Genomic DNA, 19,201 nt, shown 5'->3' with positions numbered 1-19,201 from the left:
CTCAGGCCTCCTTCGCCGGGACGAGCGTGAGTGGCAGGTGGCCGAGACCGCGGACCGCGGGGTTGAGGTGCCTGGTGGGTTCTCCGGCCGGTTCGATGCGTTCGGCACGGCGTAGCAACGAGCCGACCAGCGCCCGGGCCTCGATGCGCGCGAGTCCCTGACCGGCGCAGCCGTGGACGCCGTAGCCGAAGGCCAGGTGGTCCACCGGGTTGCGGTGCACGTCGAAGCGATCCGGATCCGGGTAATGCCGTTCGTCCCGGTTCGCCGACGCGAAGCTGACCAGCACGCGGGAGCCCTCGGGGATGACCACGCCGTCCACATCGACCTCGCGCGTGGTCACCCGCGTGAAGCCCTGCGCAGGTGAGTCCAGGCGCAGGTTCTCCTCGAACGCGGGGCCGACGAGGCCGGGGTCGGCCTTGAGTGCCTGCCACAGGTCCTGGTTCTCTGCCAGCAGCCGCAGGAAGTTGCCGAGCGAGTGCACGGTGGTGTCCATGGAGGCGACGAGGTAGGCGGTCATCAGGGGGACCGCCGAGCCGGGCGCGAGCCGGCCCTCGTCGACGGCGTCGAGGATCGCCGCGCCCCAGCTCCCGGGCGCGAGCTTCGCCCGGTCGGTCATGGCGCTCATGAACTCCAGGTAGGCCGTCACTTCGGGCATCCGGTTCCGCAGCCGTTCGTCGAGCGGGCCGAACGACGCGAACATGGCGTCGGCTCCCGGCAGCAGGACCTCCCGGCCCTCGCGGGGCAGGCCGATGAGGTCGGCAACGACGTCGGTGGGCAATCGTGCGGCGAGGTCGGTGACGCCGTCGATGCTGCCGCGTGCCACGACATCGGCGACCAGCGCGTCCGCCTGCTCGGCGATTGCCGATCGCAGCGCGGTAAGCGCGCGCGGGGCGAGCTTCTCGCTGAGTACGGCGCGCAACTCGGCGTGCTGCGGATCGTCGGAGGCGAGCACCGTTCCGGTCTGCATCGCGTTCATCTCGTCGCTGACGCCGACGCCCGCGGCGGAAGAGAAGGTCGCCGCGTCGGCGAGAGCCTTCCGCACGTCGGAGTAGCGGGCGATCGCCCAGAGGGAACGACTGCTGAGGTAGACGGCCGGGCCGGCGTCCCGCAGGGCGCGGTACGCCGGGTAGGGGTCGTCGAGAACGTCGTCGCTGTAGACGTCGATATCGGAAACTGGGACGGCTGCCGTCATGAGGTACCTCTTTGTATGGTGGATGGGATTCGCCGCGGGGTGACCGGTTGTCCGCTCAGACCGGCGGGGGAACGAACAGACCCTTGTCCGGGTCGTTGAACGACTTCGCGGTCACGAACTCATCCATCGCGTTGGCCGTCCCCCACTGGTCGGACACCTCGGGGTTGCTGAAGTCGTAGCTGTGCGGATGCCAGGTGTCCTCGTCGATGATTTCGAGCTCGGTGGTGTACTCGAGGGTGTTGCCGTGCGGATCGAGGAAGTAGCTGAACGTGTTGTTGCCGGGCATGTGACGGCCCGGGCCCCAGATCTTCTCGATACCGGCACGCAACAGCCGGCCAGTGCCGCGCATGTACTCGTCCAGGCCCCGCATCTCGAAGCTGGCGTGGTGCAGCGAGGGGTGGGGGCCACGGGCGATCGCCAGGCTGTGGTGCCACGAGTTGATCCGCATGAAGTACATCACTTCGCCGATGCGCGGGTGCATCAGGATGTCGGAGAGCCGGAACCCGAGGTGCTTTTCGTAGAACGCGCGCGTGCCTTCGGGGTCGGCCGAGTTGATGACGACGTGCGAGAGGCGTACCGGGATCGACTCGCCCTCCTCGATCCTGCGGTGCTCGCGCACGGCGACGCCGGTGCTGATCTCGATGGTGCGGCCCTCGTTGTCGAAGAACCGGAATCCGTAGCCGCCGCCGGGTGTCTGCAGAAGGCCGGGTTCTCTGATCAGCTTCACGCCGCTCGTGGCGAGCCGCCCGGCGAGGGCGTCGACGTCGGCAACGGTCGCCGCGCCGAAGGCGATCAGGTCGATCCGCTTCTCCGGTGCTTCCCGAAGCCGGACGACGTACTGCTCGGGACTGCCCTCGGCGGCGAGGTAGGCGAGGTCGGAATCGCGGTGAGCCTCGGTCAACCCCCACGTTCCGGTGAAGAAGTCCCGTTGCCGGGCCAGATCGGGGACAGCGATGTCCACGTGCCGGAGGTGGGTGATCAGATGCTGGGACACGGGTGTGCTCCTGTTCTGCGGGAGGGTCAGGCGGGACGGCTGGCGAGTTCCGCGATCCGGGTCATCAGTCCCGGGATGTCTCCTTCGACCTGGTCGAGCTGCCACTGGGTGACCTGCAGCGAGGCGTCGACGATCTCCTTCACGCGGCCGTAGCGGCGAACGGTGAACTCGTCCCACAGTTCGTCGTCGACCGCGTCGGCGGCGAGCAGCAGTTCGGCCAGGACGCTGGCGTCCTCCAGCGCCATCGCGCCGCCCTGGGCGATGGTGGGCGGGCACGTGTGGACTGCTTCGCCGACGAGGACCACGCGGCCGCGGGCCCACGGTGGATCCAGCAGGTGCGTCTCGTACCAGGTGTAGTGGATCGTGCCCGGGTCGGTGATCGATGCGCGGATCGCGTCCCACGGGCCGTGGTAGTGCGCGGCGAGTCGGCGGACGATGTCGAGTTGCTCGGTGGCGCTGAGGCCGGTGCGGTCCTGGGCGTCCTCGACGAGGAACCCGTAGAGGGACTCCTGGGAGGTCGGGGTGTATCCGGCGGTGTAGCAGGGGCCGCCGTAGAAGAGCTCGGAGCTGGTGACCTCGGGGGGCCGCGAGGCGAAAACCCGCCAGATCCCCATGCCCACCGCCTTGGTTTCCAAGGCAATGCCCAGCAGCAGCCGGGTCTTCGACCGGAGTCCGTCCGCGCCGACGACGACGTCATAGCGCCGGGCCGACCCGTCGGAGAAGCGAACCTCGACGCCCGTGTCGTCCTGTTCGATCGCGTTGAGCGTCGTGCCGAAGCGGGTCTTGACCCCGGCGGCCGCGGCCCGGTTCATGAGGATGCGGGCGAGGGTGGGACGGTACATGCCCATCGACGCCGGCAGTTCGGGACCGCCGGACCGCACGTTCTGCATCTCCGCCAGCACGGTCCCGGCGGAGTCGGGAGCGCGGAGGACCACCTTGTCCGCGGGGTAGCCCTCGGCGAGGCACTCGTCCAGCACCCCGAGCTCCCGGAGCACGCGCAGGGCGTTGCCCTGCAAGGTGATGCCGGAACCGAGGGCGGTGACGTCGGGTTTGATCTCGACCAGGTCGACGCTGATGCCGGCGTCCGCCAGGAGGATGGCGGTGGCGGCCCCGGCCGATCCTCCGCCGACGACGAGAACGTTTCGCACAGCTGGCACTGCGGGACTCCTTCGTCCGTGGTGTGCGACGATTATCGGCAGCGGCGAAGAAACTCTGGAAGACGAAATCGCTGATTCCACGCATCAGGCTCGCCTATGATCCGGTTCATGAGCCTCGCGACGATCGACCTGAACCTGCTCAGGTCGCTGGACGCGCTCCTCGACCAGAGAAGTGTCACACTCGCCGCCCAGCGCATGGGACTGAGCCAGCCGTCGATGTCGGCCGCGCTGGCGAAGTTGCGACGCCACTTCGATGACGAACTCCTGATCCGGGTGGGGCGCGAGTACCGGCTGACCCCGCTGGCCGTGCAGTTGCGATACCGGGTGCGGGTCGCGGTGGCAGCTGCTGATCGAGTATTCGACGCGCAGCCCGAAGTCGACCTCGCGACATCGACGCGGGAATTTCGCGTCATGCTCAGTGATTACGCCCTCCGCCTGTTCGGAGCCGATTTGGCCGCGCTTCTCGGCCGGGAGGCGCCGCGCTCGCGACTTCGGTTTTTGACGCTCACTTCCGCGGCGGTCGAGCGCGCGGAACAGGCGTTGCTGGACACCGATGTGCTGGTGCTTCCGCACGGTTTCATCACCGACCTGGAACACCAGGACTTGTACGACGACGAATGGGTCTGCGTTGTCTCCAGCGGCAACTCGTCGGTGGGTGACCGCCTCACGGTGGCGGATCTGCAGACCCTGCCCTGGGTGGTGTCCTACGACGGCCCGGCTGGGTCGACGCAGGCCGCGCGGTCACTGCGGATGTTCGGTGTCGAGCCGCACGTGCGGGTGGCGGTCGAGGGGTTCCAGCCCGTGCTCCGGCTGGTCGCCGGCAGTGACCTGATCGCTTTCCTGCCGCGAGGGCTGGTGGAACGGACCGCGGCCCCTGGTATCCGGATGTTGCGGTGCCCCGTCGACCTCACGCCCCTCACCGAGGCGATGTGGTGGCATCCGGTGCACGAGTCCGATCCGGAACACGCCTACCTGCGTGACGTCGTCCGCCGCGTGACCGGTCCGGTCCGCGACGCACTGCGCGGGAATGATCGATGAGGAGGATCAGGCGCCGGGCAGGACGGCGGACCAGCCGCCGTCCACGACGAGGTTGGCGCCGGTGACGTAGACGGCTTCGTCGGAGGCCAGGAACAGCGCGCAGCGTGCGACGTCCTCCGGTGTTCCGATCCGTCCGAGCGGGATGGCGCGGGCGATGGTGCGCATCGGGTGGTCGTCGGCGAGCAGGGTCGCCGCGCTGGCCGGGGTGGCGATCGTGCCGGGGCTGACGCAGTTGGCGCGGATGCCGTGCGCGGCACCCTCCGCGGCCAGCTGCTTGGTCATCGCCCCGACGCCGCCTTCGCTCGCGGTGTGCGCGATGCGGGTGTTGGTGGTCGACCCGCCGTGCGCCGCCGCCGCGCCATCGATCCACGCCGTGACACCGTCTTCGTCGCCGAGGTTGAGCGGGTGCGTGCTGTCCATCGTGCCACCAGCGGCGCGCACCAGCTCGACGGTCTCGCCGGCGCCGCTGGCGTCGAGGTCGGTGCCCACCGCGACGGCGTCCTCGGCGGCGAACAGCGCACCGGCGGCCCGCCCTGGCCGCCCGTCGTGCCGGTGATGAGCGCGACCTTGCCGGAAAGCCTGTTCATCGTCCTCCCTCGAACACTGCGTCCCTGATGGACTTCACACCGCCGTGAGCGGTCATCCCGCCGTCGACCGGGATCTCGGCACCGCTGATGAACGACGCGCCGTCGCTGAGCAGGAACGCGACGAGGGGCGCGACCTCGTCGACGTCGCCGGTCCGGCCGAGGGGAGTTTCGGCGACGTTCGCGGCGCGGAAGGCCGGAGCCGCCGAGGCGGTCATCGGCGTTTCGATGTAGCCGGGGTGGACCGTGTTGACGCGGATGCCGCGCGACCCGAGTTCGAGACAGGCGACCTTGGCCAGGCCGCGCAGTGCCCATTTGCTGGTCGTGTAGGCAGCCGGGAAGTGCCCGGTCAGCGCGGCGACCGACCCGACCAGGACGATCGACCCGCCGGACGTCATCGCGGGCGCGACGGCCTGGAGCCCGAGCAACGCGCCCGTCACGTTCACGTCGCAGACCCGGGCGAGGTCGGCCACGTCGAGGTCGGCCAGCCGGGCCCGCCAGGTGATCCCGGCGTTGGCCACCAGCCCGTCGACCCGGCCGTAGCGGGCCGTCAGATCGGTGACCAACGCCGGCCAGGCGGTGGCGTCGGTGACGTCGAGCTGCCGGTACTGTGCGGCGCCGAGGTTCTCGGTGGGCTTCGGTGTGAGGTCACAGCCGATCACGGTCGCCCCTTCCTCGGCCAGCAGCCGGGCTTCGGCTGCGCCCTGTCCCTGCCCGGCGCCGGTGACCACGACGACCTTGCCGGCCACGAGGCCGGTCATCGCGTGCGCTTCCGCGGCCGGGGCCGTGCCGGCCGCACCGGTGGCAGCTCGGCGCCGGCGACGACGGTGTTGCGGATCGTGCCGATGCCCTCGACGGTCATCTCCACCACGTCGCCCGGCGCCAGTGGCGGGATCTCCCGCCCGCGGCCCCACAACTCGGCGAGGCAGCCGCCGTTGCCGCAGGTGCCGGACCCGAGCACGTCCCCGGCCCGCACCCAGGTGCCGCGCGAGGCGTAGGAGACCAGCTCCGCGAACGGCCAGCCCATGTTGGACAGCAGGTCCTGGCCGATCTGCGTGCCGTTCACCGACACCCGCAGGCCCAGCTCCAGGAACCCGTCGGCGTCGCGGTAGGGCTCCAGCTCGTCCGCGGTCACCAGCCACGGCCCCAGCGTCGTCGCGGAGTCCTTGCCCTTCGCCGGGCCGAGCTGCACCTTCATCTCGCGCCGCTGCAGGTCGCGGGCGGACCAGTCGTTGAGCACCGTGTACCCGAAGATCTCCACCTGCTCCGGCGTCAGCGACGACCCGTCCCGGCCGACCACCGCGGCGACCTCCAGTTCGAAGTCGAACAGCCGCGAGCCCGGCGGCACCGGCACGTCGTCGAACGCGCCGAGCAGGGCGTAGGGGTTGGTGAAGTAGAACGTGGGCGCCTCGTACCACTCCGGCACGACCCCGGAGCCGCCGGAGACGCTGGCGACCACGCCCTCCACGTGCTCCTCGAACGCGACGAAGTCACGCACGGTCGGCGGCGCCAGCGGAGGCAGCAACCGCACATCCGCCAGCGGCACCGCCGGTCCACTCAGGACACCGGCACCGGTCTCCAGTGCCGCGGGGAGCCCGGACCGCACCAGGTCGAGCACCGTGACATCCGGCGGCAGCGGACGGATGCCATCGCCCGCGACGACGCCCGCCCGCGTCACTCCCTCGAACGCGTAGGTGGCGAAACGCATGTGGTCCTCCTCAGATCACTTGACCGCGATGGGGTTCACCGGGGCGCCCACGGCACCCGTGACGGGCAGGGGAGCCGCGGCGAGGAAGAACTCGTAGACCCCGTCGGCGGCGCAGTCGGCCGCGAGGGCGTCGAGGTCCCACATCTCGCCGAGGAACAGCCCGATGTGCGGAATGCACACCTGGTGCAGCGGCTGGAAGGCGACGTCGAACTCGTTGGGACGGACCTCGAAGCCCCAGGTGTCGGTGGCGATCCCGGCGATCTCGGTGTCGTGCAGCCAGCCGGCTGTGGTGAACGACAGTCCGGGCGCCGGGCCACCCGCGTAGTCACCCCAGCCCCGGCCTTCGGCGACGCCGCGACGGGCGCGGGTGAGCTGGCCCGTCCGCACCAGCAGCAGGTCGCCCCGGCCGACGCGGGAGCTCTCGCCCTGCGCCGAGATGGTTGCCTCGAGGTGGTCGACGGTGATGGCGAACCCGTCGGGCAGTTCGCCGTCCTGCCCCACGGCGCGGCCCACATCGAGCAGGACCCCGCGCCCGGCGATGCGGCCGGCGACGGTCTCGATCCCGGTGAGCCGATCACCTTCGCTGGTAACCACGTGCGACGCGCGCCGTCCGTTGTAGGCGAGGCCGTGGTCGAAGATGTGGCCCAGTCCGTCCCACTGGGTCGAGGCCTGCAGCGGCATGTGGATGACGTCGTCGGCGCCGCCCAGTCCGTGCGGGAACTCCGGCGGGCCGAACTCGGCGTCCAGCCCCGAGGAGAGCATCGTGTGCACGGGGTTGGTCCGGCGCCGCCAGCCCTTCTGCGGCCCATCAGCGTCGAACCGCTGCGCCAGCGAGAAGCTCACACCGCGCCGGACGAGTGCCGCGCCCGCACGCCGCTTGGCGTCGTCGAGAAAGTTCAACGTGCCCAGCACGTCGTCCTCGCCCCACCGCCCCCGGTTCGAACAACGCTTCGCCGCCCCGGCGATCGCACCCTCCGGGTCGGTGCGGTCCGGCTCCGCGGCGGTCATGCCGGGTTCCGTCCGATGAAGAACTCCCGGAAGGGGTCCATGCTGGGGTCGAGGCCGGCGTCGACGAGTCCTTTGCGCAGTGCGGTCATCTGGGCGTCGTGGATGCGCTGGGTGGGCTGCCGCAGCGGGCCGCCGTTGTAACCCTGCAGCCACCCCTGGAACTTCCACGCCTGGCGGTTGAGGAAGGCGCCGCCGTGCAGCGCTCCAGCCAGGCCGGACTTGATCTTGCGCGCGGGATGCAGCTGCCAGTAGATCTCGGCGGCCTCGTCGTACTTGCCGCCCCGCAGCAGTTCCATCACCCGCGGGATCGTCGGCCCGTAGTACTCGTGGTCGCTGGTGGCCGACAGCTGGATCGGCATGACCTGCGACAGCGGGATGAGCTCGCCTTCGATGGGCATGGAGATGACCACCTCGTCGCCGAAGAGGCGGTGGCACTCGATGACGCTCTGGATGCTGGGGAACCCGCCCTCGGCCTTGATCACCGCGATGTTGGGGCAGTCGTCGATCAGCCTGCGGATCAGCCGGGCGGGGATGTCGGAGGGGTGGATGCGGGGGCTGAATCCCCACAGGTACATCGGGAAGAGGATGACCGCGAGGTTCGTGGCGTCGCAGACGGCCTTGGTGTAGTCGTAGATGTCCTGTTCGGACTCCGGGTAGAAGTTCGGCGGGTAGGAGAGCAGCACGAGGTCGGCACCGGCGTCCTCGGCGCCGCGCACGGCCTCGAGGTTCTGCTCCAGGTTGCTCCAGCTGCCGTGGTGCACGAGGACGAACTCGCTTCCGGCCTCGTCGCGCGCGATGCGGAGGAAGTCGAGGTACTCGGGCAGGGTGATGCTGACCTCGGAGACACCGAGGGTGCCGAGGAAGCCGTGCTGCTTGGCCAGTGCGACGTCGTGCCGGATGGCCTTCTCGTTGATGCCGCGCAGGTCGGCGGTGAACGACGGGATGGTGCAGTTGATGGCGCCCACGAGCTTTTCGCGGGCCCAGTCCCGGGCTTCGGCGCGGGTGTAGGGGGGCATGACCGGTCCTTTCCGTGTCGATGGGGGTGGTTCAGGAAGCTCCTGCGCCTTCCCAGGCCAGGTACTTCATCTCCAGGTATTCGTCGATCCCGTGGACGGAGCCTTCGCGCCCCAGCCCGGACTGCTTGATCCCGCCGAACGGGGCGATCTCGGTGGAGATCAGGCCGGTGTTGATCCCCACCATCCCCGCTTCGAGGGCCGCGGAGACCCGCCACGTGCGTTCCGCGTCCCGGGTGAACAGGTACGCGGCCAAGCCGAATTCGGTGTCGTTGGCCGCCGCGACGGCCTCGGCTTCGTCGGTGAACCGGATCAGGGGCAGGACGGGACCGAAGGTTTCCTCGCGGGTGACGGCCATCTGCCTGGTGACCCCGGTCAGCACGGTGGGCTGGTAGAACAGGCCGCCCCGGGGGTGGCGCGCGCCGCCGCAGAGCACTTCGGCGCCGTGTGCGGCCGCGTCGGCGATGTGTTCTTCGACCTTGGCCACGGCGGGGGGATCGATCAGGGGGCCGATCTGCACGTCCGCCTCGAACCCGTCGCCGACGACGAGTTCGCGGACCCGGCGCGTCACCTCGTCGGCGAAGCGATCGTAGATCCCGGCCTGGACGTAGACCCGGTTCGCGCCGATGCACGACTCACCGCTGTTGCGGTACTTGGCGGTGAGCACACCCGAGACGGCGGTGTCGAGATCGGCGTCGTCGAAGACGAGAACCGGGGCGTTGCCGCCGAGCTCCATCGAGGTCTTCTTCACCGTCTCGGCGGATTGGGCGAGCAGCAGCCGCCCGACGCCGGTGGAACCGGTGAAGGTGAGCTTCCGGACCAGCGGGTTGCCGGTCAGCTCGGCGCCGATCTCCCGGGCGTCGCCGACCACCACGTTGAACACGCCCGCCGGCACGCCCGCCCGCTCGGCGAGTTCGGCCAGGGCCAGGGCCGTCAACGGGGTCTGCGCGGCGGGCTTGACGACCATCGTGCACCCCGCGGCCAGGGCCGGGGCCGCCTTGCGGGTGATCATCGCGGCGGGGAAGTTCCATGGCGTGATCGCGGCGCAGACGCCGACCGGTTCCCGTATGACGACAATCCGGCGGGAGCTCTGCGGGCCGGGGAAGACGTCGCCCCGGATCCGCTTCGCCTCCTCCGCGAACCACTCCAGGAACGAGGCCGCGTAAGCCACTTCGCCCCGCGCTTCGGCGAGTGGCTTGCCCTCTTCGAGGGTGATCAGCCGCGCGAGGTCGTCGGTGGCGGCCTGCACGAGGTCGTACCACTGTCGCAACACCCCGGCTCGCTCGGCAGCCGCGGTGGACCGCCAGCCCGGCAACGCGCGGTGGGCTGCCGCGACGGCCTCGGCGGCCTGAGCCCGGCTCAGGGCCGGGATGTCGGCGATCCGCTCGCCAGTGGCGGGATTGCCGACCACGACGTGCCCGGCCTCGCCGTGGTCGACCCAGGTGCCGTCCACATAGGAGGCGGTGCGCAGCAGCGCCGGGTCCGCCAAGCCGGGTGCGGGGCTCAGCTGTGTCATCGAACGTTCCTCACTTCTGGATGGGGGAGATGCCGATCGGCAGTTCGGTGCCGATGCCGAGCCGCTGTGCGTTGCGCACGCACATGCCCGCCACGGCGAGGTCCTGCACCGCCGCGCCGACGGACTTGTAGAGGACGATCTGGTCGTCGCCGGTGCGTCCGGGATGGCGCCCCGCGACCAGATCGGCCAGTCCGGTCACGCGAGAGGTGGTGTCCACGCCCTCGGCGCGGGCGGCGAGCAGGTCCCCGGTGTCGGTCAGAACCTCCTCGACCATGTCCGCGACGAGGACATCGGCCCGTACGATCACCTCGCTGTCCACTTCCCGCTGTTCCGGCAGGGTGGACCCGATCGACACGACCGTCGTTCCCGGTCGGAGCCACCGTCCGAGCAGCGTGGGGGATTCGTCGCGGGACCGGGCGGCGCACACGACCAGCGAGGCTCCGTGCACCGCGGCCTCGGGCGTGTCGGCCGGCACGACGGGCAGGCCGCTCAGTTCCGACCTGAACCGCGCCCGGCTCTCCGCCCGTGGGCTGTAGACCTGAACGGACTTCAGTTCCCGGATCGCGGAGAGTGCGTGCACGTGGTTCTTCGCCTCGAACCCGGATCCGATCACCGCTACGCTCACCGGCCCGGGCGCGGTCAGCAGGTCCGCGGCGAGCGCCGAGGTCGCCGCGGTCCGGTAGCCCGTGACGGAATGCCCGTCCATGAGGGCGACGAGCTCGGCGGAGTGCTGGTCGAACAACGGAATGAGGTAGGAGGCCCGGCGCGTGCCCAGGGCGGCGGCGATGAGCTTGGCTCCCATCAGACCGTCGGATGCCGCGCCGGAGAGGACCCGGAGCCAGCTGTTGTCCCCCCTGGCCATGAGCCGTGCGGGATAGCGGGTGTCGTCGACCGGTCCGGCATAGGCGTCCCGGAGCGCCGTGATCGCCAGCTTCCAGTCGAAGGCCGCGCGCACGGCGTTGTCGTCGAGGAGGAGTGTCATGCCGCCGCCTTCTCCGACCGGATCAGCCGGTAGACCTGGGAGCGCAGGTCGACGAACTTCGACGTCGCCTTGGTTTCGACCTGGTCGCGGTCCCGGCCGAGGTCGACCGGGACGACCGCGGTCACCGTCGTCGGGGCGCCGGAGAGCACCACCACGCGGTCGGCGAGGTACACCGCCTCGTCGATGTCGTGGGTGACGAGCAGGAACGTGATGTCCAGGCGGTCGCGCAGGCCGAGGACGAGGTCCTCGAGCTCGGCGCGGGTCTGGGCGTCCACCGAGGCGAAGGGTTCGTCCATCACCAGGATGCGCGGGCTGAAGGCGAGGGCGCGCGCGATCGCGACGCGTTGCTGCATCCCGCCGGACAGCTGCCAGGGGTAGAGCGGGCCGGCGTCCGCGAGCCCGACCGACGCCAGTGCCTGGTCCGCGCGCCGCCGCCGCTCCGGTGCGCGGATTCCCTTGCTGCGCAGGGGGAGGCCGATGTTGCCGCGGACCGTCATCCAGGGCAGGAGCGACCGGCTGTAGTCCTGGAACACCAGGGCCAGGTCCTCCGGCGGACCGGTGACCGCGGAACCGCTCAGCGCCACTGCGCCCCGGTCCGGGGTCAGCAGCCCGGACACACATCGCAGCAGCGTGGTCTTGCCGGCGCCGGACGGGCCGACGACGGTGAGGAAGTCGCCGGTGCCGGCGGTGAAGCCGACATCGGCGAGTACCTGCTTGCTGCCGTAGCTCTTGTTCAGCCCGCTGACGTCGAGGAGGGGAGTGGTCATTCGGACGTGTCCTTCCGGGTGAGGGCGTGGCGCCAGGCGAGGACCTTCCGGTCCACGAGCTGCAGAGCCAGGTTCAGCAGGTAGCCGAGGATGCCGAGCAGCACCATCCCGGCCCACATGTCGCCCATCGCGAACTGACGCTGCGCCTGCAGGATGAAGTGGCCGACCCCGGAGGAGGAGCCGTACAGCTCGCTGGCGAGCAGCAGGATGACCGCGACGGACAAACTCGCGCGCAGTCCCACGAAGATCTGCGGGGCGGCGCCGGGCAGCACGATGTGCGCGATCCGGTGACGCCACGAGATGCGGTAGGAGCGCGCCACGTCCCACACGGTCGGGTCGATGCCGCGGACTCCGTCGATCGTGTTGAGCAGGATCGGCCACAGGGCCCCGAAGAAGATGACCGCGACCTTCATCGACGAGCCGATGCCCAGCAGACCGATGGCGAGCGGGAGCAGTGCGACGGCCGGCAGCGCGCGGAGGAACTGCAGGACCGGGTTCACCGCTTCCCGGACCCACCGCGTCAGCCCGAGCAGGACACCCAGTGACACCCCGGCCAGGACGGCCACCAGGTAGCCGCCGAGGAGATTGCCCAGGCTGGGCAGGAAATCGCTGGCGAACCGGTCGAACAACCACACCTCGTGGAACCGCGCGAGGGTCGTCGCCAGCGGGGGGAAGAAGTAGGACGTGGTGTTCTGCGACGACCACCACCACGCCAGCACCAGCACGACCGGGAGAGTGAACTCCCATGCGACCAGCCGTCCCAGCCGGGCGATGCGGGACCTGCTCATCGTGCCTCCTGCCGGTGCGCCGGGTGCCACCGCAGCAGCGCGCGCTCGAGCCGGCTGAACAGCGCGTTGATGAGCACGCCGAGGACGCCGGCGACGAAGATCCACGCGTACATGGCGGGCAGGTCGCCCCCGAGCTGGGTCACGGCGATTTCCTGGCCGATGCCCGGAGCCGGGATGATGAGCTCGGCGGACAGCGACAGCAGCAGGCTGACCGCCGCCGCGATCCGGACCCCGGTGGCGAGGTAGGCGGCCGCGCCGGGGAGGACCAGGAACAGGATGCGGTGGTGCAGCCGGACCCGGTACGACCGGCAGGTCTCGCTCGCCACGGGGTCCACCGCGTGCACGCCGTGGGCGGTCTGCAGCAGGATCGGCCACGTGGCGGCGGACACCACCAGGAGCAGGGTGCTCCCGGTCCCGGAACCGTAGAGGAGCACTGCCAGCGGGACCAGCGCCAGTGACGGGATGGTGCGCAGGAAGTCGACCGTGAAGCGCGTCAGCCGCTCGGCGACCGGGGAGACACCCAGCACCAGGCCGGCGGCGACACCGATCGCGGTCGCCAGGAGCAGACCGAGGGCCCAGGCGGTCAGGGTCTGCAGGACCGGGCCCACCAGCCGTCCGTCGCTGATCACGTCGGCGAGGGCCGGTGCCACTTCGCTGGGCGAGGGTACCGAACCGGGTTGCCCGAGCCGGACCGCCAGTTCCCACAGCGCGAGGATGGCGGCGATGAAGCCGATCTTGGCCGGCCATCCGGTACCCGTCAGACGCGCGCGGGTGTGGCGCGTCGTCGTCCGCGGGGGATCGATCGTTCTCGCGGTCATGGGCGCCAGACCATCCCCTCGACGGACGGGGCCGATTTGACGAAGCCCTGCTGGACCATCGCGTCGGCGATCCTGGTGAACGTGACCTCGTCGACCGTGGGGCGGTACGAGGGCAGATGCGCTGCCGCGAGGGCCTCCGGCGACATGGTGGTGAACTCGCCGGCCGCGGCGCGGGCTTCATCCGGGTGCGCGGCGGCGTACTCCACGGCGCGGGTCATGGCGGTGGTGAACTTGGCCGCCGCGTCGGCGTTCTGCTGCAGGTAGGGCTGCACGCTGATCCAGAGCAGACCGGTGACCCCGGGCAGGGCCGCCGAGTAGGGGTAGGTCACCGGGCGCAGGCCTTGCGACGTGGCCTGACCGAGGAACGGGTCGGCGAACAGCGCGGCGTCCACGCGCCCGTCCCGCACGGCCGAGAGCATCTCGGGGTAGGGGATCTCCACGAACTTCACCGAGCCGGGGTCCACGCCCGCGTCGGCCAGGGCGAGGCGGGTGGCCAGCTCCGGCATCGAGCGCAGCCCGACGACGGCGATGGTGGCTCCGGTGAGGTCGGCGGTGCGCTGGAACCGGCTGTTCGGCGCGACGAGCAGCGCCGAGCCGTCGTCCTTCGGATCGCTGACGTAGACGTCGTTGCCGGCGACGGCCGCGACCGGCAGGCCCTGGCTCTTGGCGTTGATCGCCGGAACCGTGGAGACGAGCGCGTACTGCAGCTCGCCATTGAGGAGCGAGGGAATGGCGGTCGCCGCGGTCTGGATCACCTTCGGTTCGACGGCGAGGCCGGCTTCCCGGAAGAACCCGTGGTGGATGCCCAGGTAGAGCGGCGCCGCGTTGAGCAGCGGCGTGACGCCGACGGTGACCGGGATGAGCCCGTCGCTGCGGGCAGCCGGACCGGAGCGGGCCCCGGCTCCGCAGCCGGTGACGAGGAGGACAGCGGCCACGGTACTGCCGATCACCATGGTCCATCGCCTACGAGACATGACACCCGCCTCTCTGCGTGTGCTGGGTCGGACGCGGCGAAGCGCGTTGCCGCTGGATGTTAGACATTGGATATTGGATAATCAACCTGTGGTCGTCTCACCCGGCCCGGCTCGCAGGCTGGGAAACCGCGGCGTGGGACACTTGTCCAGTCCGAGAACTACCGGCAGGTGAGGTATGTCACCCATTCATCAGCGCGTGGCCGACACGGTGTTCGACCGGCTTCACGAGCGGATCGTCACCGGCGAGCTCGCGCCGGGAGACCGGATAGATCCCACCGAGGTCGCGGAGTCGCTGGGGGTCAGCCGGACACCGGTGCGGGAGGCGATTCTCCGGCTAGAGGGTCAGGGGCTCGTGGAACGACTGCCCTACCGCGGTGTGGTAGTGGCCGGCATCGACCAGACGGCCGCCGAGGACGTGGCCGCCATGCGCATTCACCTCGAGACGCTGGCCGTCCGGACCGCGGTCCCGCGGCTGACGGACGACGACGTCGCCCGGATGCGCCGGATCAACGACGAGATCCGGGACGCTGTGCGGGGAGCGGACGCGCAGAACTCGTTCCGGTCACTCAACCGCGCCTTCCACGAGACGCTGTACCGCGCCGCGGGTTCCGACACGCTGCTCAGGCTGGTGCAGGACCTCTCGGCGCAAGCGGAACGTTTCCGGCTGCACTTCGACGTCCGGCAGGGGCGCGCGATCGAAGACCACGACCGCATTCTGGACGCCTGCGACGCCCGGGATCCGGTGGCCGCCGTGGCGGCGACGCGCGATCACATCCTCGGCGCGCACCTGCTGATGATGCCCGAGAACTACACGGTGCCGCCCGGCTCCGCGCTCGACGTCGCGCTCCGGGAAAGCGGCATGCCGGCGACGACGGCCGATGGGGCCGGCCGGGTCGCCGCGGGCTGATCCGGCCATCTCGATTGTCCGGCCGGCGATCGACGCGGCCAGGCCCATCAGCTGTGCCCGTGGTGAGCGGAACTACTTCTGCCCAGGTCCGCTGTCAGTTCCCTGGATATCGGCCGTGACCTCCGCGGAGACCCGGCTCAGGAGGTCACGGAGGTAGCGGTGTCCGGGATCGTGCTCGTACATCGGATGCCACCAATAGGCTTCGACGAGCGGGCTCGCGTCGAACGGGCAGGGCAGTGCGCGAACGCCCAGGTCGGCGGGGATGCGTTCGGCGAGGCGTTGTTGCAGGAGGGCGACCCGCCCGGTGCCGGCGACGAGTGCGGGGACGGTCAGGAAGTTCTCGGTGACGACCTGGATCCTGGGTTCGATGCCGAGCATCCGCATCTGCCGCGCGGCGGGCGTGGACGCGGTGGGCCCGTGGTAGCTCACCACCCAGGGCATCGTGCGCAGCTGGTCCACGGTCAGCGTCGCGCCCACGTCGGTGTTCTCGCCGGAGACCAGGCAGACCCATTCGTCGCGGTGCAGGTCGCGGTGGGGGAGCCCGTCGATGAACCCGTGTGGCATGACGAGCAGGTCGATGCCGGTGAGCGCCTGTGCCGCGTTGTCCACCACGGCCGGGGTGTTTGCGATGAACCGGACCCGTGCGTCCGGCGCTTCCCGCTGCAGCGTGGCCGCGAGAGCGGAACCGAGCACGGCGACGCCGTAATCGCTGATGACCAAGGAAAACTCGCGTGCGGTGGTGGCCGGGTCGAAGTCCGGTTCCGCGGCGAATACCCGCTCGATCCCGGTCACGGCGGTGCGGACGCGGCCGCGTAGCTGCACGGCCAGCGGGGTGAGCCGGTACTGGTTGCCGAAGCGGGCCAGGAGGTCGTCGCCGAAATGCCGGCGCAGCCGGGCCAGCTGGGCGGACACGGCGGGCTGGCTCAGCCCCATCTGCTCGGCGGCACGGCTGACGCTGCGGTGTTCGAGCAGCGCGTCGAGCGTCACGAGCAGATTCAGGTCCAGGCTCGTCAGGTGCACGAAGGCAGGCTATCCATCGGGCTGATGGGTCGTATCAGCTATTTCGGCTTCCCTGATGCCTTGCGATGCCGGACCGTGGAGGCGTCGATCCCGCGGAGTCGGACCATCGGGGCATCGCGAACGCGACGGACGAGTTCGTGGCGGACATGTCTTTCAACGACCCCGGCAAGGGCCTGTTCGTGGCCCCGCCGGTGTGAGGAGCAGGCGATGAAGTTCGCGACCGTCGAGGAAGCCGGTAGGACTGTCCGTTGTGGGCCCCTCGAAGGTGAGGCGCTGTTCCGCCTGCGCGCGGGGACAACCGTGCTGGAGCTGATCCGGGCGGGTGAACTGCAGGCCGCGGGTGCGACGGCGCGCGCTGCGGGTGACGCGGTGCCGCCGGCCGGGCTGCGCCCGCTGCCGCTCGAACCGCCGTCCGTGCGGGATTTCGTGGCGTTCGAGGAACACGTGGAACGGGTTGCCACGTCCGTCGTTGATGATGCGGGGGTGGTGCCGGAATGGGATGAGGCCCCGACGTTCTGCTTCACCAACCCGCACGCGTTGACCGGCGTGAACGACGACGTGCCGATCCCGCCAGGTCCACGGTTGGTCGACTTCGACCTCGAAGTCGCGTGCGTGGTCGGGCGGGAGCCGGCGTCGCCGTCGCCGTCACCGGAGCAGGTGAACATCGTCGGCTACACCATCTGGTCCGCCCGAGATCTGCAGCGGCGGGAGATGATGGTAAACCTGGGCGCCGTCCAGGGGAAGGGTGCGGCCAGCACGCTCGGGTCCTGGCTGGTCACCTCGGACGAGCTGAAGTCCTATCGCGACAGTGACGGGTTCCAGGCGCTGGACCTGCGGGTGTCGGTCAACGGCGAGGAGAACGTGCAGGACCTGTTGTCGAACGTGTGCCGGCCTTTCGAGGAGCTGGTCGCCTACGCCGGCCGCGGGACCGGCGTGCGCGCGGGTGAGATCCTGGGCTCCGGCACCTGCGGCAACGGTGCTTGCCTCGCCGAACTGTGGGGCAGGCGGGGCGCGCGGGACCCGCGACCGTTGCGCCCCAGTGACGTCGTCGAGATGGCCGTCGAAGGCGTCGGGCGCTCCGCAACACCGTCGTCGCCGGTACCGAACTGCCGTCGGTGCGTCCGGCGCACACCTGTCCACAAGCTAGAAAAAGGTTGTGAGCACGGGAAAAACCGTGGTGGTCACTGGGGCCGTTCGGGATCCGGGTCAACCCCGGGTATCCCGGTACATGGAGACACCCACGACAGCTTCGGCCGCGCCCGCTTTCCACGCCGCCAACGTCGCCGAAACACCGCTTGGCCGCGCCCGGCACGGTGGGTAAGGTCGCGCCTCTGGTCGCGTTCCTGCTCAGCGACGCCGCCTCGTACATCACCGGATCGGAGATCCCCGACGATGGCGGACCGACCTCTCACGGCGGCGTGAAGTCGGTCAGCGACGCCGTTCCGTCAACCATCCAGAAAGGACTGGACTTGTTCGAGTACTTCCCGGGCAACTACGTGTGGAACTTGGGTGTGGTCGCCGCGCTGAACAGTGGCGGCCTGATCGACGAGGTCGATCGCGCCTGCCGCCCGATCCGAGAGTCCGCGACCCGAGGCGAGGATGCGGGAACCGCCGACTTCCTGCGGGCTTGGGCAGCGTTGACCGACCAGCTCGTCGCACAGGCCCAAGAGGCGGAGCAGGCCGGGCATGTGCGGACGGCGGGGGAGTTGTACTTCCGTGCCACCAACTACCTGTGCCAGGCGGAACGGATGCTCGCGCATTCGAACCCGGACCGCGTGCCCACCTACCGCCGCGTCCTCGAACTCGCACGGAAGTCCTTCGACCTGCGGGACCGCCGGGTGTCACGGGTCGCGATCCCGTATGAGGGAACGACGTTGCCGGGCTACTTCAGCCAGGCACCGGCCACCGACGACGGGTCGGCTCCGGTTGTCGTGCTGGTCAACGGGCTCGACTCCACCAAGGAACACATGTACAGCTCGGGACACTGGCAGGAACTCGCCGCGCGCGGCATCTCCTGTCTCATGCTCGACCAGCCCGGCACCGGCGAAGCCCTGCGCCTGCAAGGACTCACGGCCCGCATCGACACCGAAGCCTGGGCCGGCGCGGCCGTCGACTGGCTCGAAGCGCGCGAAGACGTTGACCGCGCGCGGATCGGGATCGTCGGCTGGTCGCTCGGCGGCTACTACGCACCCCGCGCCGCGGCGTTCGAGAAGCGGTTCGCGCTCTGCGTTGCCTGGGGCGCCAACCACAACTGGGGCCGGGTACAGCGCCGCCGCCTCGAACGCGAGGGCGAGCGGCCGGTGCCGCACTACTGGGAACACGTGCTGTGGGTGTGGGGACACGACGACATCGACACGTTCATCGAGTTCGCCGACGCCGTCCACCTCGACGGCGTGGTCGAGAAAATCGCCGTCCCGTTCCTCATCGTACACGGCGAAAACGACCGGCAGATCCCGCTCGAATACGCGCACGCCTCCTACGACCAGGCGGTCAACTCACCCAAACGAGAGCTGCGGGTGTTCACTCCGGAGGAAGGCGCCAGTGAGCACATCGGGCTCGATCACCTGCCCCACGTCAGCACCTTCATTGCCGACTGGGTCGCCGACACGTTCACCGAACTCGCGCGCCGGTGACGGCGCCTGAGTCGGCGGCGACCAGCGGCGACCGGAAGGGCCCTGGCCACGTCGGGGGGCTGGGCTGCGGCCGGGGAGGAGCCGGTCGAAGAAGCGGAGGGT

Annotated in this window: 19 protein-coding genes and 1 pseudogene; 5 read left to right on the top strand and 15 right to left on the bottom strand. The window is 70.1% G+C overall.

Going from position 1 to position 19,201, the window contains the following annotated elements; genetic code table 11:
* Position 1: 1 nt before the first annotated feature.
* From FB470_RS34220 to FB470_RS34210, 3 genes are read right to left on the bottom strand one after another with little or no spacing between them, the layout of a single operon-like run.
* A complete protein-coding gene (locus FB470_RS34220) occupies positions 2-1,192 on the bottom strand; it encodes a cytochrome P450 (RefSeq protein WP_306998424.1) in 1,191 nt (396 codons plus the stop codon).
* Between the two features lie 55 nt (positions 1,193-1,247).
* Positions 1,248-2,186: a VOC family protein gene (locus FB470_RS34215; protein ID WP_306998422.1), complete on the bottom strand. Its 939-nt coding sequence runs from the start codon at positions 2,184-2,186 to the stop codon at positions 1,248-1,250.
* 26 nt (positions 2,187-2,212) lie between these two features.
* Positions 2,213-3,343, bottom strand: coding sequence for an FAD-dependent monooxygenase (locus FB470_RS34210; RefSeq protein WP_306998420.1), 1,131 nt, complete (start codon positions 3,341-3,343; stop codon positions 2,213-2,215).
* Between the two features lie 108 nt (positions 3,344-3,451).
* Here FB470_RS34210 and FB470_RS34205 point away from each other — a divergent pair, with 108 nt between their 5' ends.
* Positions 3,452-4,381, top strand: coding sequence for a LysR family transcriptional regulator (locus tag FB470_RS34205; RefSeq protein ID WP_306998418.1), 930 nt, complete (start codon positions 3,452-3,454; stop codon positions 4,379-4,381).
* 6 nt (positions 4,382-4,387) lie between these two features.
* Here the strand turns inward: FB470_RS34205 and FB470_RS34200 are convergent, their stop codons facing one another.
* The 11 genes from FB470_RS34200 to FB470_RS34150 form a co-directional block, all read right to left on the bottom strand.
* The gene (locus FB470_RS34200; protein ID WP_306998417.1) at positions 4,388-4,870 is read right to left on the bottom strand and encodes an SDR family oxidoreductase; all 483 of its coding nucleotides are present in this window, start codon (positions 4,868-4,870) and stop codon (positions 4,388-4,390) included.
* A gap of 94 nt (positions 4,871-4,964) precedes the next feature.
* A complete protein-coding gene (locus FB470_RS34195; RefSeq protein ID WP_306998415.1) occupies positions 4,965-5,726 on the bottom strand; it encodes an SDR family NAD(P)-dependent oxidoreductase in 762 nt (253 codons plus the stop codon).
* The gene (locus FB470_RS34190) at positions 5,723-6,673 is read right to left on the bottom strand and encodes a fumarylacetoacetate hydrolase family protein (RefSeq protein WP_306998413.1); all 951 of its coding nucleotides are present in this window, start codon (positions 6,671-6,673) and stop codon (positions 5,723-5,725) included. Before FB470_RS34190 ends, FB470_RS34195 begins: the two co-directional genes overlap by 4 nt.
* Positions 6,674-6,688: 15 nt before the next feature.
* Positions 6,689-7,681: a cyclase family protein gene (locus FB470_RS34185; protein ID WP_306998412.1), complete on the bottom strand. Its 993-nt coding sequence runs from the start codon at positions 7,679-7,681 to the stop codon at positions 6,689-6,691.
* On the bottom strand, positions 7,678-8,697 hold the full coding sequence (locus FB470_RS34180) for a dihydrodipicolinate synthase family protein (protein WP_306998410.1): 1,020 nt from the start codon (positions 8,695-8,697) through the stop codon (positions 7,678-7,680). The genes FB470_RS34185 and FB470_RS34180 overlap by 4 nt, the downstream gene beginning before the upstream one ends.
* Before the next feature lie 31 nt (positions 8,698-8,728).
* Positions 8,729-10,210, bottom strand: coding sequence for an NAD-dependent succinate-semialdehyde dehydrogenase (locus FB470_RS34175; protein WP_306998408.1), 1,482 nt, complete (start codon positions 10,208-10,210; stop codon positions 8,729-8,731).
* A gap of 10 nt (positions 10,211-10,220) precedes the next feature.
* On the bottom strand, positions 10,221-11,192 hold the full coding sequence (locus FB470_RS34170; RefSeq protein ID WP_306998406.1) for an ornithine cyclodeaminase family protein: 972 nt from the start codon (positions 11,190-11,192) through the stop codon (positions 10,221-10,223).
* Complete coding sequence (locus FB470_RS34165; RefSeq protein WP_306998404.1) at positions 11,189-11,959, bottom strand: ABC transporter ATP-binding protein; 771 nt, start codon at positions 11,957-11,959, stop codon at positions 11,189-11,191. Before FB470_RS34165 ends, FB470_RS34170 begins: the two co-directional genes overlap by 4 nt.
* A complete protein-coding gene (locus FB470_RS34160; RefSeq protein ID WP_306998402.1) occupies positions 11,956-12,747 on the bottom strand; it encodes an ABC transporter permease in 792 nt (263 codons plus the stop codon). The genes FB470_RS34165 and FB470_RS34160 overlap by 4 nt, the downstream gene beginning before the upstream one ends.
* A complete protein-coding gene (locus tag FB470_RS34155) occupies positions 12,744-13,565 on the bottom strand; it encodes an ABC transporter permease (protein WP_306998400.1) in 822 nt (273 codons plus the stop codon). The genes FB470_RS34160 and FB470_RS34155 overlap by 4 nt, the downstream gene beginning before the upstream one ends.
* Entirely contained in the window at positions 13,562-14,518 is a 957-nt protein-coding gene (locus tag FB470_RS34150; protein ID WP_306998399.1) for an ABC transporter substrate-binding protein, read from the bottom strand. The genes FB470_RS34155 and FB470_RS34150 overlap by 4 nt, the downstream gene beginning before the upstream one ends.
* Positions 14,519-14,735: 217 nt before the next feature.
* On the opposite strand from FB470_RS34150, the gene FB470_RS34145 reads away from it, so the two are divergent.
* Positions 14,736-15,446 carry a GntR family transcriptional regulator gene (locus FB470_RS34145; RefSeq protein WP_306998397.1) on the top strand — a complete coding sequence of 237 codons (711 nt, stop codon included), beginning with the start codon at positions 14,736-14,738 and terminating at the stop codon, positions 15,444-15,446.
* A 72-nt stretch (positions 15,447-15,518) separates the two neighbouring features.
* Here FB470_RS34145 and FB470_RS34140 read toward each other — a convergent pair whose 3' ends face one another.
* Positions 15,519-16,466 (bottom strand): LysR family transcriptional regulator, encoded by a 948-nt coding sequence (locus tag FB470_RS34140; protein WP_306998395.1) that lies wholly within the window; start codon positions 16,464-16,466, stop codon positions 15,519-15,521.
* 65 nt (positions 16,467-16,531) lie between these two features.
* Between FB470_RS34140 and FB470_RS34135 the strand changes: the two genes are divergently transcribed.
* The 3 genes and pseudogenes from FB470_RS34135 to FB470_RS34125 all read left to right on the top strand — a co-directional run bounded on the left by FB470_RS34135 (position 16,532) and on the right by FB470_RS34125 (position 19,099).
* Complete coding sequence (locus tag FB470_RS34135; RefSeq protein WP_306998393.1) at positions 16,532-16,663, top strand: hypothetical protein; 132 nt, start codon at positions 16,532-16,534, stop codon at positions 16,661-16,663.
* Positions 16,664-16,673: 10 nt separating this feature from the next.
* Positions 16,674-17,486: pseudogene (locus tag FB470_RS34130) on the top strand (fumarylacetoacetate hydrolase family protein); the annotation flags it as partial.
* Positions 17,487-17,650: 164 nt separating this feature from the next.
* Positions 17,651-19,099: an alpha/beta fold hydrolase gene (locus FB470_RS34125; RefSeq protein WP_306999615.1), complete on the top strand. Its 1,449-nt coding sequence runs from the start codon at positions 17,651-17,653 to the stop codon at positions 19,097-19,099.
* The last annotated feature ends 102 nt before the right edge of the window (positions 19,100-19,201 follow it).

Source organism: Amycolatopsis thermophila (assembly GCF_030814215.1).
GTDB classification, from domain to species: Bacteria; Actinomycetota; Actinomycetes; order Mycobacteriales; family Pseudonocardiaceae; genus Amycolatopsis_E; species Amycolatopsis_E thermophila.
Note: the sequence above shows the minus strand (reverse complement) of the source record. Positions and strands in the feature narration are given on the sequence as shown.

What these genes read in the sequence shown, in the direction of transcription:
- FB470_RS34170 (WP_306998406.1), bottom strand. Translation starts at nt 11,192, where the DNA reads ATGACACTCCTCCTCGACGACAACGCCGTGCGCGCGGCCTTCGACTGG.
- FB470_RS34160 (WP_306998402.1), bottom strand. Translation starts at nt 12,747, where the DNA reads ATGAGCAGGTCCCGCATCGCCCGGCTGGGACGGCTGGTCGCATGGGAG.
- FB470_RS34190 (WP_306998413.1), bottom strand. Translation starts at nt 6,673, where the DNA reads ATGCGTTTCGCCACCTACGCGTTCGAGGGAGTGACGCGGGCGGGCGTC.
- FB470_RS34135 (WP_306998393.1), top strand. Translation starts at nt 16,532, where the DNA reads ATGCCGGACCGTGGAGGCGTCGATCCCGCGGAGTCGGACCATCGGGGC.
- FB470_RS34175 (WP_306998408.1), bottom strand. Translation starts at nt 10,210, where the DNA reads ATGACACAGCTGAGCCCCGCACCCGGCTTGGCGGACCCGGCGCTGCTG.
- FB470_RS34185 (WP_306998412.1), bottom strand. Translation starts at nt 7,681, where the DNA reads ATGACCGCCGCGGAGCCGGACCGCACCGACCCGGAGGGTGCGATCGCC.
- FB470_RS34155 (WP_306998400.1), bottom strand. Translation starts at nt 13,565, where the DNA reads ATGACCGCGAGAACGATCGATCCCCCGCGGACGACGACGCGCCACACC.
- FB470_RS34150 (WP_306998399.1), bottom strand. Translation starts at nt 14,518, where the DNA reads ATGGTGATCGGCAGTACCGTGGCCGCTGTCCTCCTCGTCACCGGCTGC.
- FB470_RS34195 (WP_306998415.1), bottom strand. Translation starts at nt 5,726, where the DNA reads ATGACCGGCCTCGTGGCCGGCAAGGTCGTCGTGGTCACCGGCGCCGGG.
- FB470_RS34165 (WP_306998404.1), bottom strand. Translation starts at nt 11,959, where the DNA reads ATGACCACTCCCCTCCTCGACGTCAGCGGGCTGAACAAGAGCTACGGC.
- FB470_RS34180 (WP_306998410.1), bottom strand. Translation starts at nt 8,697, where the DNA reads ATGCCCCCCTACACCCGCGCCGAAGCCCGGGACTGGGCCCGCGAAAAG.
- FB470_RS34205 (WP_306998418.1), top strand. Translation starts at nt 3,452, where the DNA reads ATGAGCCTCGCGACGATCGACCTGAACCTGCTCAGGTCGCTGGACGCG.
- FB470_RS34220 (WP_306998424.1), bottom strand. Translation starts at nt 1,192, where the DNA reads ATGACGGCAGCCGTCCCAGTTTCCGATATCGACGTCTACAGCGACGAC.